General features: G+C 35.8%; 12 protein-coding genes. 3 read left to right on the forward strand and 9 right to left on the reverse strand.

The window, feature by feature from the left end:
* Window positions 1-82 precede the first annotated feature (82 nt).
* The 9 genes from METEV_RS07465 to METEV_RS07505 form a co-directional block, all read right to left on the reverse strand.
* Complete coding sequence (locus METEV_RS07465; RefSeq protein WP_013194914.1) at window positions 83-577, reverse strand: GNAT family N-acetyltransferase; 495 nt, start codon at window positions 575-577, stop codon at window positions 83-85.
* Window positions 574-1,902 carry a type I glutamate--ammonia ligase gene (glnA, locus tag METEV_RS07470; RefSeq protein ID WP_013194915.1) on the reverse strand — a complete coding sequence of 443 codons (1,329 nt, stop codon included), beginning with the start codon at window positions 1,900-1,902 and terminating at the stop codon, window positions 574-576. The genes METEV_RS07465 and glnA overlap by 4 nt, the downstream gene beginning before the upstream one ends.
* A gap of 598 nt (window positions 1,903-2,500) precedes the next feature.
* A complete protein-coding gene (locus METEV_RS07475; RefSeq protein ID WP_013194916.1) occupies window positions 2,501-3,649 on the reverse strand; it encodes a hypothetical protein in 1,149 nt (382 codons plus the stop codon).
* Between the two features lie 236 nt (window positions 3,650-3,885).
* On the reverse strand, window positions 3,886-4,866 hold the full coding sequence (locus tag METEV_RS07480; RefSeq protein ID WP_013194917.1) for an ABC transporter ATP-binding protein: 981 nt from the start codon (window positions 4,864-4,866) through the stop codon (window positions 3,886-3,888).
* 7 nt (window positions 4,867-4,873) lie between these two features.
* Window positions 4,874-6,097: a COG1470 family protein gene (locus tag METEV_RS07485; RefSeq protein WP_013194918.1), complete on the reverse strand. Its 1,224-nt coding sequence runs from the start codon at window positions 6,095-6,097 to the stop codon at window positions 4,874-4,876.
* Window positions 6,098-6,113: 16 nt separating this feature from the next.
* The gene (locus tag METEV_RS07490; protein WP_157197318.1) at window positions 6,114-7,031 is read right to left on the reverse strand and encodes an ABC transporter permease; all 918 of its coding nucleotides are present in this window, start codon (window positions 7,029-7,031) and stop codon (window positions 6,114-6,116) included.
* 1 nt (window position 7,032) lies between these two features.
* Window positions 7,033-7,953 (reverse strand): ABC transporter permease, encoded by a 921-nt coding sequence (locus tag METEV_RS07495; RefSeq protein WP_232216842.1) that lies wholly within the window; start codon window positions 7,951-7,953, stop codon window positions 7,033-7,035.
* Window positions 7,954-7,969: 16 nt separating this feature from the next.
* On the reverse strand, window positions 7,970-9,856 hold the full coding sequence (locus METEV_RS07500) for a TolB family protein (RefSeq protein ID WP_013194921.1): 1,887 nt from the start codon (window positions 9,854-9,856) through the stop codon (window positions 7,970-7,972).
* A gap of 61 nt (window positions 9,857-9,917) precedes the next feature.
* Window positions 9,918-10,337, reverse strand: coding sequence for a hypothetical protein (locus METEV_RS07505; RefSeq protein ID WP_013194922.1), 420 nt, complete (start codon window positions 10,335-10,337; stop codon window positions 9,918-9,920).
* 314 nt (window positions 10,338-10,651) lie between these two features.
* Between METEV_RS07505 and METEV_RS07510 the strand changes: the two genes are divergently transcribed.
* The 3 genes from METEV_RS07510 (at window position 10,652) to METEV_RS07525 (ending at window position 14,055) form a co-directional block, all read left to right on the forward strand.
* Window positions 10,652-11,107: a hypothetical protein gene (locus METEV_RS07510; RefSeq protein WP_157197319.1), complete on the forward strand. Its 456-nt coding sequence runs from the start codon at window positions 10,652-10,654 to the stop codon at window positions 11,105-11,107.
* 7 nt (window positions 11,108-11,114) lie between these two features.
* Window positions 11,115-11,837 carry a winged helix-turn-helix transcriptional regulator gene (locus METEV_RS07515; RefSeq protein WP_232216843.1) on the forward strand — a complete coding sequence of 241 codons (723 nt, stop codon included), beginning with the start codon at window positions 11,115-11,117 and terminating at the stop codon, window positions 11,835-11,837.
* Window positions 11,838-12,600: 763 nt separating this feature from the next.
* On the forward strand, window positions 12,601-14,055 hold the full coding sequence (locus METEV_RS07525) for a transposase (RefSeq protein ID WP_013194926.1): 1,455 nt from the start codon (window positions 12,601-12,603) through the stop codon (window positions 14,053-14,055).
* The last annotated feature ends 120 nt before the right edge of the window (window positions 14,056-14,175 follow it).

Genomic DNA, 14,175 nt, shown 5'->3' on the forward strand with positions numbered 1-14,175 from the left:
AAATGATTAAGATTTGCTATTTTATATAGGTTGATACAAATATATCTTTTTAAAACCAGTTAAAAGTTAAAAATTTGGCAAATCATAAGCATTTGTAATAATAAATAGTATCTATACCATTTCCTCTATCATTTTTCAAAACACTGTTTATCCGGTAATTCATTTTTTCATAAAAATTTAAAACAGGTTTGTTTGTAGACCATGTACAAACATTTATGTACAAAATACCATCCTGTTTAAGTTTTAGTTCAAGTTGTTTTTCAAGTTTAGAACTTAACCCCATACCTCTGTATTCAGGATGTACGGCCAGAAAATTGATGTACGCATCATCTTCGCTTTTCCAATATTTTTCGAACCCGATAAGACCTGCTATAAAACAAAAATTATTCTCTGTTTCAGATTCTGCAATAAGGTAAGCAGAATTGGTATTTAAAATAGTTTGCTGTATTCGCTTATCTATACTTTTTTCTCTTTTATCAAGAGGTGGAAAAAATTCATCGTTCACAAGTTCCATGAACCTGTGAATCCGATGAAAATCATCCTGATATGCTTCACGTATATTTAAAGCACAAATCATATAGAATTCAAATATCTGTTGACTTCCCAGTCATGTACCTGTATCCGGTAATCTTCCCATTCAGCTTTTGCAATTCTTAAGATATTGTTGTGTACATGAGGACCGAGTACATCCCTGAGAAGTTCATCATTTTCCAGATGACTTGCAGTTTCATTTATCATGGAAGGCAAAGTATCAATATTTAATCTGGCACGTTCTTGGTCACTTAACTCAAATATATTGGATTCTACCTTTTCTCCAGGATCAATTTTCTCCCTGATACCTTCCAGACCTGCACCAAGTATTGCTGCAAAGGCAATATAGGGATTACATGATGGGTCAGGGTTTCTAAGTTCCAATCGTGTACTGTTTCCACGTGCAGCAGGTATACGGATTAACGAAGTTCTGTTTGCTCCCGACCATGATATATAAACCGGTGCCTCATAACCCGGTACAAGACGTTTATAGGAATTGACTATTGGATTGGTTACTGCAGTTATCCCTCTTATATGTCTTAATACTCCACCTATAAACCAGCGGGCTACGTCGCTAATTTCCATGTCTCCATTGGGATTGTAGAAAGCATTACCATCATTTCCAAACAATGAAAGATTTACATGCATTCCGGAACCATTTTCTCCATAGATTGGTTTAGGCATGAAAGTTGCATGTAGTCCGTGTAATTTTGCAACTGTCCTTGTAACGTATTTGAAAGTCATTACATTATCAGCAGTTGTTAGTGCATCACTGTATTTAAAATCAATTTCGTGTTGTCCGAATGCAACTTCATGATGAGATGCTTCAATATCAAAATTCAGGTCGCTAAGAGTCAATACGATGTCTCTGCGTATATCTTCTGCAAGGTCAGCAGGAGCGAATTCAAAATATCTTCCAAAATCATGAGGTTTTGTTGTTGCTTCACCATTTTCTTTTTTAAACATGAAAAATTCAAGTTCTGGACCTACATTAAATTCGTAACCCATTTCTTTTGCTTCTCTGAGCATTTTTTTAAGTACGTATCTCGGGTCACCCTCGAAAGGTTCACCATTTGGTAAATGGACATCACATATCATCCGTGCAACTACACCTTTCTCTTGGTTCCACGGAAGGATTGCAAATGTTGAAACATCAGGCTTTAATACCATGTCTGATTCATCTATCCGTACAAAACCTTCAATGGATGACCCATCAAAAGAAATACCTTCATTCAGAGCTTTTTCTATTTGGGTTACTGGTATTTCCACATCCTTGACAATTCCCTGTATATCCGAAAACTGTAACCGGATAAACTTTACATCGTACTGCTCTATAGCCTTTATTACATCTTCTTTAGTATGGATGTTCATTCAATCTCCCGCTTTTATTTTATTTAATTTATGCTATTAAATGTTTGTATATTTTTTATTTATTATGGTAATAAATCCATTTTATTTTTTAGGTAACCGGTAACTATATGTCGACTTTATAATATATAAAATTAACTTATGAAATGGCTTTGCCTAAAAAGTTCCTCCACACAAAAAGTTAACGAGTTGCACAAAAAGTTGACAATTTTTGCAAAGTGTTTGCACAAAAAGTCCAATCAGTTTACTTTCAAAAATTTCAAAATGCATGATTGACTTATTAGAAAAAGAGCTAGCTAAAAACTACTTTGACAGGCTTTGACCAAAAAGTTAACAATCTTTCTAAAATGTTTGACCAAAAAATTCATTTTACTTAATTTTATAAAAAATAAACTTAAATTAAAGTCTTATCTGTTCTGAGTATAAACTTCTTATTATAATCACAAAATTTGGCAGTTTTTGATTAAAATTTGAATCCATGCCATTTTTCGGTCATATTACAGTGATATTTACTATTTTTAGTACCACAGATTTTAAACCATACGTTCATTATGTAAAGAAAAAAATAAAAAAAAAGAATAAACCATAAATCTTTAATGGATTATCCATCTGTGTAATCTGATCCAGTCCACTTGACACAACACGCATGTCCCAAAAAACCAGGGGTGAATGTATCATAAGGGTCAATATCAACCCATTCTGGTTTTGCTTCAAAACGGGCTAAATCTACCCATTCTCCGCTCCTTGCGTCACTTTGAGACCATTCCATAGTAGAACCAGGTTCCATTGATAAGCTACTTACTCCACATGAATCAGATCCTGGATTAATATCCGCTTCCCATTTAGCTACTTCATCGATATAGTCGCTTTTATCATCTATGCTGTAATCAGGAATAGTTGTTGTCCATGTACCTGAAACAGACCATCCTGATAATGTTATGCTAATTTCAGTTTCACCACTCTCATCAAATGGTTTAGCGTTTCCAAGGTCTCGAGTACCAGGGTAATCGTAATATGCCCAATCATGATTTATATAAGCGTAGTTATTTAACCAATCACTGCTGTATTGTTGCTTTCCTGGCATTAAAGTAACTCTGCTCCTAAGCATGAAATAATCTTTATCGCTATTTGTTTCTTCATCATCCCAATACCATCTGGTTCTTGTCTCATAGTCTCCATGTGGCGAGTATGTATATTCATTTGTATATGAACTTATTAGTTCCCAGTCATTACTTGCTGTTCCAAATTCACTTGTAGTTATATCTGTTCCATCGTTAGTTTTAGCTATATTAGATGGTTTAATACTTATATTATTATACCATTTATCTGCCTCAGACAATGCTTTTTCGTATCCTTTTGACACATTGTTACAGTAACCTCTATATTCTTTAACAGCACCATTTGAGAGCATCTTGAAACCATAGGCTACCAATTCTGTGTTCTTGGGTGATTTCAGGTTCTTGACTTTGCCTATATGTCTTGGTTCTTTTTCGTCATTCGTTTCATTAAGAAACTTATCTATAAACATACTTCGTTGCTGCATAATGTTTTGATTATCTAGACTTTTACCTTCAATCATTATCGTATAGTTTTGAGCATCGCAGACTTTTGTATCCAGATTTTCACCCATGTTCGAATCTATAGTACAACCTGCACTTGCAGAAACTGTACCTGTAAAAAGTGTTAATATAAAAAATATAGCTATACCTAATTTTATTTTCATATATTCCACTTTAAATTCAGTATTCATTTTGTTTTACCTCCATTATCCAGAGGCAATCAAAAAAGGTTTAAATTATAACAAACCAATATCCTTTTGCCTCTGGGCAACTTTTTGTTGGTATATTTTGAGTTCAACCACACCCCAGATTTGGTTGGACTCTCAGAACATCTTTTTCAATGTTCCATATTAGACTTGTAAGTGACTTTATAAATAATTTATAACCATATTGTCAAACTGTTTATATAGAAAATTCAAACTCTGGATCAGGAACCTATCAGTTTAAGGAAAACACTCTGTAAATCCATCCGCTCCTCTTCAAGTCTTGATATCGTGCCTCCTGATTTACTGATGGTTTTTGCAATCTCAGCCCGCATCCCGCTGTCTGCGTGTACCTGTAATGTTCCATCCAAGGTTTTGACATCATGAACTCCGTCCATCAGGTTCAACTTCTCAACCATATCGTTGTATGATATATCCCAGACCTCAAGCAAATAGTTTACACCTTCTCTTTCTCTGATAATATCCCTTAGCTGGTCCACAGTTCCGATTGCCAGGAGTTTGCCGCTATCAATCACACCTATCCTGCTGCAGATTTCTTCAACTTCAGACATTGAATGAGAACTCAGAAAAATTGTGACATCTTTTTCTCTGCTGAGCTGTTTTATCAAATCACGCATCATCTGCGCACCTTTAGGATCAATACCACTTGTGGGTTCGTCAAGGAACAGGATTTCAGGATCGTTTATTAACGCCTGTGCAAGCCCGAATCTCTTGAGCATACCTGTAGAAAAACCGCCTATTTTCTGGTCTATCGCATCATCCAGCCCGACCATCTCCAGCAGTTCAACTATACGGTTTTCTCTGGTTTCAGAATCCATATCGTATAATTTTGCATAGAACCTCAAATTCTGTCTTGCAGTAAGATTACCATAAAATCCGGCTGGTTCCGGAAGCACTCCTGTAACCTCACGGATGTTTATCACTTCTCTTACAGAATCATATCCTGCGACCTTTGCATAACCGTCACTGGGTTCAAGCAGTCCTATCAACATCTTCATGGTTGTGGTTTTACCCGCACCGTTTTGACCAACAAATCCGAAAACATCTCCTTTCTTAACATTGAATGTCAGTGAATCCACTGCTGTTATAGTATTTTGTTTGCCGAATCTCTTTGTCAGGTTTTGAATCTCTATGACATTTTCATCTCTGGTCTGATCTTTTGTCTCTGTTTGCAGGGTTTGCATTTCTTAATTACCTCCTTCCGAACCTGTAAACAAATAAAGCAAGTACAATCACAGCTACCAGCACCATACCGATACCGATAAAACCACTGCTACTTGATTTTTCGATACTAACTTCAACCTGCTCGTCATCACTCTGCACTTCGTCACTTACAGCACGCATTAAAATTTCATTAGAGCCTGAATTTACACTGGCTCTTGCTGATACTTCCACAGGTATTGATTCTGAATCCCCGGATTCCAGTTCATCAATAGCACCAAAGCTTTTAACATCTGTACTAATTCCTGAATCGGTCTGTACCCTTAATTCCACATTGTTAAGAGTCTGGTCTCCAGAGTTTCGAAGGTTGACAGTGATTTCTCTGGACCCCCCTGGGTTCAGTGTGATGCTGCGGGTATTTGGGAACACACTCAATACTTCGGTTTTCTCAAGTGACCTGTCAATAGATAATTCAAGTTTTTGCGATATTTCTGAACCCCCGAATTCCGGAATGGCGTTAATGATGACAGGGTAGACTCCATTGGAAGAATTGCTGTCGGGATGGACTTTTACAATGAAATCCTGCGTATTCTCTGGTCCTATACTGATTTTGTTCTGCCTGTATTGACCGTTTTCATCCTGTAAAAACTCAACATCCCAGTTTTCGGGTTTTTTGTCAGTATAGAGGTCAACTGTTACACGGTTATCGTAATCGTTTTTTAATGTGACATCGAATTCAACGGGGTCATTCGGTCTTGTAACAAGCCCGGGAGCATTAGAATACATATCAAGACTCATACCTGCATCTTTATCCACTGTAACTGCATACCTTCTTGAGATGACATCACCATCATCAGGGTCAATTTCTGACCATACTGAATATCTCCCTTCTGAAGCGTCAGACGGTACTTCAACTCTCAAAGTCACTTCCTCTGTTTCGTCTTCACCTTCGGAAAATGTGATATGGGTTACCTCGTCGTTGTTTTTATAGAACCCGACAGTCCAGTCCTCAGGTTTTTCACTGACAGATAGTGAGCACCATGCTTTATCAGAAACATTACACCCTTTTTCAATATCAAGTGTAAATTCTGCAGTATCTCCAGGACAGACAACCTTACCTGTCACTGTACTTGTTGCTGCAATTGATGCCCAGTCATCATCCTCGGCTGCTGATAAAGGTGAAAATATAGAAATTAACAGGATGAAAGCGATGATACAAATCTTTAAACGTTTAAAATCCACTTTATCAAACATCAACAAATCCTCCATATTATAGTGTTATATCCTGTCTCATGAACATGATGAAAGATGCGAACAGGAGAATAATCGGTATTATCAGTATGGCTGTAATATCGGTCCAGAACGTGTTGAACCACTGGGCAAGTGTAAATTGTGCATCAAGAATTCCATCTATCTCATATTGAACTCCTACTCCCAAGAAACTCATATCTGCTGTACCCTGAGTTATTTTACTGTAGTAGTGAAGGGGTGAAATCATAATCAGTTCAGAAGCCTTCAGATCGATGCCAGCCTTTGTCAATAGGTCAGAGAGTGTTTCCATAATCGAACCTGTAAATATACAGGTCAAAATCCAAATAGCAACATTGTAAATAAGCGAATTTGTAGCTTCATACACTACTGTGGATATCAGAACAGCAATACCGGCATAGATAAGAGCATAAAACAGTGTGAAAACGGAAAACAATGCAATCCTTGTGATTTCCATTAAACTGACCTGGATACCCAGCATAGCAATCAATGTCCCGGACGATATAACAACTGTAGACATAATTACAAATGCAATCACGCCTGTTATTCCCAGTAATTTGCCTGCGATTATATTATCCCTAAAAACTGGATGAGTCAGTAAAACGTTCAAAGACCCTGATTTTCTTTCCTTTATCACTGTATTGAATCCCAGTGCAATACCTATCAGTGGGATGAACCAGCCAACCTGTTCAATTAATCCTCCGAATACGGATAACAATATGAAATCTTCATACAGGCCATACTTCAGGCTAGTGTCCAGTATAACACTCCGATATGAAAATGTGAAAATGATTAGCAAGTAAGTTGCAGTCAGTAACAGAAACATGGAATTTGTGACGTTGTCTGCAAACTCTTTCTGTGCAACAAAGAGTATATTTCTTAGACCTATTCCTTTATTGTCTCCAGATTCGCTGTTCATATCATTCCCCATTTATATCCTGACGTAAAAAACTGATATACGACATTATAAGCAAAATCAAGGGCGTGACAGTAAGAACCAGTATATTTTCCCAGTACTCTTCCAACCACTGGATAAGTGTATAGCGGTTATCAAACAATTTAAGAGTATTTTTTACAATTTTACCTCTTGAAACACCACCCGTTGTTAAACCCGGTTGATCTTGAACAGGCTTTGCATAATGGTAAACCGGTGATAATTTCGTCAATTGTTCATTAAGGTCCAATACTTCATCATTATTATTCAGGTACATCGGTGATTGACCGGTGACAGCACTTGCTATCATCACTACAATGGCGCTGTATATCACACATAGTACAAGCCATGTACAGATGCCGTAAATCAAAGATTTGATTTCACTGTTTACAGATGTAGATATGAATATACCAAGTGCCAGGAAAATTGACATGTAGAGATACGTAAGAATCGCGAATATCAGTGTCCTCTCCAGTTCAAACCAGCCCACTTTCATTCCTGAAATTATAATATTCGTTCCTACCGAGGATACAACCGATATGAATACCACAAATAACAGTGTAATCATCGCACCTGATATCTTTCCTGTGATAATGTTGTCCCTGTATACCGGGTGGGTCAGAAAGATGTTCAACGACGCAGATTTTTTTTCTTTAACAACACTGTCAAATCCAAGTGCAAATCCCAACAACGGCAGGAAGATTGCTATAGTTTGTGTGACAGTTAGAAATCCTGCTAAAAATGAGAAGTTACTAACATTGATTACAGAGTTTACAGAGTTATAACTGGATGAGAAAACAACCAGTGTGAACACAATGACCATCAGGATAAACCTTGGGCTCCACAGGTTATCTGCAAATTCTTTCTGTGCAATAACAAATGTATTTTTCAGATTTTGCACCATCATACCACTCAAAATAAAGTTATTTTTTGAACTTCAGGTAGCCATAAAATGCTAAGAAGGTCAATCCCACAAGTACCACTATAAACAATAGTTTACCATACAATCCGGGATTATCTGTTTCATTTTTATCAGACACTGAATTATCAATCCTACTTCCAACCTTATCCACTATACTTTTGCCGCCTATTGACACCTTATGACTGGCGTTAATGTATCCAACTTTTACGGCTTTTAACCGGTAGCTTCCGTTATTTTTAAACTGATGGGATAATACTCCTTCTGAGTTCGTTCTTCCGATATTTTCTCCATTTGAATATACTGTAGCATTACCAACACTACCGGAAACTGCTTTAACTGAAATTTTAACCGAACTATTGGTTGTTAATTCATTATCAACATCTATTCGCATGGGTTTACCATAACCGGAAATTTCCATAATCTGGTTATGATATACTTGTTTGGACCTTTTTTGACTGTAAGTCCTTGTAAACAGATAACGACCCGTAGGGTTCCAGTTAATCTTTTCAATATGGCTGCCATTGACAGATGTATTGCTCTCTGATTTTGTAGATGCATTAACCATGACGAGCTTGTTGGTATCGTTTTCAGTTACAACTTCAAGAAGTAAATCATCACCGCACCATTCAAAACCTTGTGGATTTATTTTCCAGTCTTTTTTATTTGAACCGTCAGTATCCATCAGTGTGAATTTATTTATATAACCATTCGTCTTATAATTAAGTCCTGTCTGTTCCTCTACAAATACAAACTCACCTGTAGGATCGACAAAACTATGGTCACTATATGAGTAATCTATACCACTTTCATTGGTGCTGTTATACAATAGTGTTTTATTTCTACTGTTTACAGATATAGAATAGAGGTTATCTTCAGGAGAATATTCAGTGTATAAAAGTTTCTCACTATCCAACCACTCCACCAAAATACCGCCATGGAGTGTGGTTAGTTTATATGGTCTGCCGTTTACTACATTTATATCTATGACGTATACGTCTTTGACATTGTTATCTTCTATCTTACTAAAAGCAAGTTTTCTACCATCAGGACTCCATAGTGGGTTATGGATGGATGAGTTTTTTGTGGAAAATATGTTTCTAAGGTTTCCATTATCCAGGTTATATACAAAAGCACTTTCGTTTCCCTTATCTTCACCTAAAAAAGCTATTTTATTTCCTTTAGGTGACCATGTGATATCTTCGGGGTTATATTGTGTAATGGGAAATCTTCGCGTAATATTTCGTGTCAAATCTAATAGATAACATTTTGGACCTTCACCTTTTTTGTATCCTCTGTATAACAAATAACTTCCATCAGGAGACCATTTTTTTATAAAATCTATTTTATTAGATATAAAAGATCCCTTCTCAATCGTATTCAAATTGTCTGCATCAACAATTAAAAATTCACCTAAGATATTTCCATTCTTAGCAAGTTCTTCTGATGTATAGGTAAATACATCTCCATCAGGGCTCCATGATGGGAGTCCTATTAATTTATCATTACCCACTTTACGTGTATAGGGTGTACATTCCCCCCATGCTATTCGTTTTATATCAAAACCGTCAGCCTCCATCAGGTATAATGCCTTTATTTCACTTCTTGTGGTTGCTTCAGGTTTATTTTTAGCATGCACTGTAAGTCTGGTAAGTAACAATGCACGAGTTCCGTCAGGAGACCAGTGAACATACATGTCTGGATCTCCATCCACCTCAAGACGACTCTCGTTTACAAGGTCAAGGGTGTCGTTGCCCAATGTCTCATCAAGGTCAGATTTTATCGATACATTCATCGAATCTGTATTATTACCTGCACAAACCGGCTGAATGAATGCTATTGACAAACTCAACACGATAACCAACAATGTTAATTTCAACTTTTTACGCATTCAACCCCTCTGATTGTAAAAAATAAATGGGGTCTAAAAATTTAGACCCCTTCCTATAGGTTTAACTACATTTATCAGTGTCCATACCTGCAACAAATTCGTAGTTTGCACCCCAGTCTCCATTAATTTCAATTCTTGGCCAGGAGCCATCTAAACTGTTAGCATATCGGTCTGTGCTGCTATCTGTAATATGTGCTTCGATATCACCTTCGTATTCGTCATGCAAATACATTTCACCGTTATAATCATTGGTGAATGTATAGTCCAGATCAATTTCTGCGCAATCTCCTCCAGATCCATCAAATTTGAACCAGTCGTCTCCTGTTCCTTTTTCGTACTCTCCGAAGTAACCTAAGCGGTCTTCAGGTACATTTATCTCTACAGCACCTGAATATGTATCTCCTCCAGCAGCCATAGATGTTCCCATGGTCGCTAGCAATACGAACAGCACAGATATTCCTATTTTTGCTATACCTTTCATATTGTTCACCTCTTGGTTTTACTTTTGTAGTCCAAGAGGCAAGATTAGGCAACGAATTATATGCCAAACCTTGCCCCCAGACAACCTTTTGTTGGTATATATTGATACAATAACTCGCCCCAGATTAGATTGTATCTTGAGAACATCTTTTTTCGATGTTCTCGAACCAATCTAATGCACTTACATTATAAATAATTTATAACCAATCTGTCAAACTGTTACGAACTATTAGATACTCAGTTTGATGGAATGGTCAGAAAAAATAAATAAAGCGATTTTTATTTGTTTTATTAACAGATTAATTTGCGGGAGTGATGAAATTGTTTAGGAAGATATGTATACTCACACTTGTCTTGCTGTTAACTGTATCGTTTGCTACTGCAACAACAAATGGAGATAATGAATCAATTATAACAAAAGAAGATGGTTATATTGTTAAACCAGCAGAGGACACCGAAACCAGTGTAGGTATTATGACAGTTTCTGATTCAATTTCACAGGGAGAAACTGATTGGCATAATAAATATGTAGAAGATGGGTCCACTATATTAAACGTTGATCTGAATTGGGGAGATGTGGATGATTCATTAAAACTCACTATTTATACAGCCGATGGTCATAAACTAGGACCTTATTATGACAGCGATGACGGAACTATAGATGGCAGGATAAATCTTGATGTTGAAAATCCAAATGGATTAGCCTCTGGAAACTGGAAATATAAAGTGTATGGGCAACAAGTTGATGGAACAGAAGACTATACGATCTGATATGATTATGCAAAAAGTAATACTAATTTTCATTTTTATTCTTATATTCACCAATCCAGCATTTGCAGAAGATGGGGGCTATGAAGTAACACCTCATGATGAAAACATCGAAGGTCAAGAAGGTGTGGATACGAGTGGTGCAGACAAAACTATTACGTTTTGGGATTTACCTTTATGGATCCAAATTGCCCACATTTCAGGGATTATAATTACTTTTTTGAGCGGAGTTAAACTGCTGCCGTTTATACTAAGTATAATAAAAGACCTGTTCAGCAACAAAAACCGTAGAAGAATCTACAACTATATAGTTAATAACCCTGGTTGTAGTATAGCTGACATATCAAGTAATCTGGCTATAAGCAGGGGTACCGTGAGATATCATGTTAGACTGCTCGAAACCATGGAAAAAATCAGGTTGATAAAATCAGACAAATACACACTGGCTATCCAAAATTCAGATACATTCAATGATATCGAAAAAACGATTATCCCACATCTTAAGAATGAAACAAGTAAACAGCTGTTGAAATCGATAAAAGAACAACCCGGTATAACAAATCAGGAACTTTTACATAAACATTCATTGAACAAAGGAACCATAAATTGGCATATTAAGAAATTCCACAATGATGATATAATTACTTTTGAAAGTAGTGGGAAGTACAAAAAATATTTTTTGAATCCATATATTGAGCAGGCTGTTCCTGATGATCTTATCAGATCATTATAATCATTTAGAGTCAAATGACACCAAACGGTATTGTCCAAAAAGTCCGTCTGCACAAAAAGTATAACATTAAATTTTCAATGATTAATCAATATATGGAAACCAGATATAAGATAAAAATATTAAAAAGTTATTTTATAATTCCTATTGGTGGTACTGGATGTATAAAATCAATGGTTACGAAGCGGAAAAAGTTGAGTCGGTTACATTTTCTAGCTTGAATCTGAGAGAGAATTATATTGAAGAAATACTAAGACTTAATATCGATATGCTCTGTGATGATGAAGAATTAAGGTTTTTTCAAAACAATGTTTCAATGAAGCGTAGACTTTTTATCTTGTTTTAATCTTAAATAGGATTTATTGTTACTGATTTTAAAGTTTGCATTAATATTTGTCCAACCGAACCTAATTTATTAAAATTCTAATAACTGATCTATGTATTAATTTGATCATAGTTTCGGAATACCGAAAAATCGTCCTGAAAATTTTTATATTAAACATATAGAATATATTTAGTGGAGAGGAGAGATTATTAAAAAAGCTTAGGAGGCAAAAAATAAGCTGGAGGTGATTAAACAAGCAAAGTAATAAACAAAAAGACAGAAAGAGCCCAAATTTACTAGATTAAAATAGTCTAGTTGTATAGATAGACGAACATATAACCAGCAACAAAGAGACTGCTATAATAAAAAACAGCAGTATTGAGGAGGAGAGAAATATGAACAAAAGAAACTATCGAGATAAATTCAAGGAGAAACGAATTAATGTTAGAAGATTCGAATATTTACGTATTAAACACATGGAATAAAAGAAAAAAAGAAAAAGAAAAGGATCAGGGAAAGATAACAACTGGTTCAAATAAACTCGATGAAGAAAGTTCAGCAAAATCAATCGAAAGTAATGAACCAGAAAAGCAAAGTGTATCGGGTATAACTCTACCAAAGAGACTACCAGATCAAATAAGGAAACTACGTGGTTTGTTGATTGCAAAAAGGGGGAGTATTAAGCGAAACCACAAGGTTTGGACAGTTAAAGGTGACCAGAATAAGGAGTATCAAGTCAAGTTTGATAAAATGAAAGGTTTCAGTTGTAACTGTCCTGATTCTGAACACCGAATAACATGTTGTAAACATGTATACGCAGTAGAAGCTTTCGAAGATGGTTCTGAACTTCCACCTAAAGATGAACTGTCTAGTAAACTCAGAGAACTTGAAGAGCAGCATGAAGAGGCTTCAAAATTTACTCAGAATTGGTCTGCATATAACACATACCAATGCACAGAAAAAGAAGCGCTGTACAAAATCCTTGATGAAATATGTGAATTTCTTCCAGAATATCAACAAGGAAATGGAAGGCCAAAAACACCGCCAAAAGATTCTACCTTTTGTTCGGTGGCAAAAGTATATAGTATGCTGTCTGGAAGGCGGTTTGACACAGATGTAAGATACCTTCATGAAAAAGGATACATCCAATCACACGTCCATTATAATACAATATTAAATTGTATGAAAAGTAGTGAACTGGAGAGTTGGCTTCAGTACTTAATCGACATTACTGGCCTTCCTTTCGTCAATGTAGAAAACATATTTGCAGTCGATTCTAGCGGTTTTTCTACATCAGTCACAGATACCTGGTATGAACATAAATATCAGGTAAAAAAGGATGAAAGAATATGGATGAAATGTCACATAATGGCAGGTTTGGATTCAAAAATCATAACTGCCGCTAAAGTGACTCAACACAGAGTAAATGATAATATACCATTCAGTGATTTGATATATAGAACAGCAGAGCGTTTCAATATTGAAGAGATTTCAGCTGACAAAGCCTATAGTTCTAAATCAAACATAGAACTGATACGCAAATTGGGTGCCGAACCATTCATCCCATTCAAAAATAATCTTACAGGGAAATCAAGAGGCGTATCTGAATGGGCTGAAGAATATCGGAAATTCGTTAATAACAAAGCTGAATTCTCTAAGCATTTCGGGAACCGTAACAAGGTAGAATCCGTTTTTAATATGATGAAATCGAAATTTGGTGTTCAACTAAAAAGTAGAGATGAGCAAGCATTGATAAACGAAGTGCTTTGTAAAGTTCTCTGTCACAACATCTGTGTACTGATACATGAAGTTAATGAAAACAATGTCGAACTCCAACCAATGTATCAGTATGGAATTATGGACAATAAAGAAGGAGGTGTTTGTGCAAGTGATTAAATAGTAAATAAACATAAAAAGAATCTTCAGGTTATCCATTACTATATAATTAATTTTTTTATTTTTTAATTATTTTCTAAAGATTAAGGTTGATAACTACTTTTTATATAATTAGTTAAA

Source organism: Methanohalobium evestigatum Z-7303, assembly GCF_000196655.1.
GTDB classification, from domain to species: domain Archaea; phylum Halobacteriota; class Methanosarcinia; order Methanosarcinales; family Methanosarcinaceae; genus Methanohalobium; species Methanohalobium evestigatum.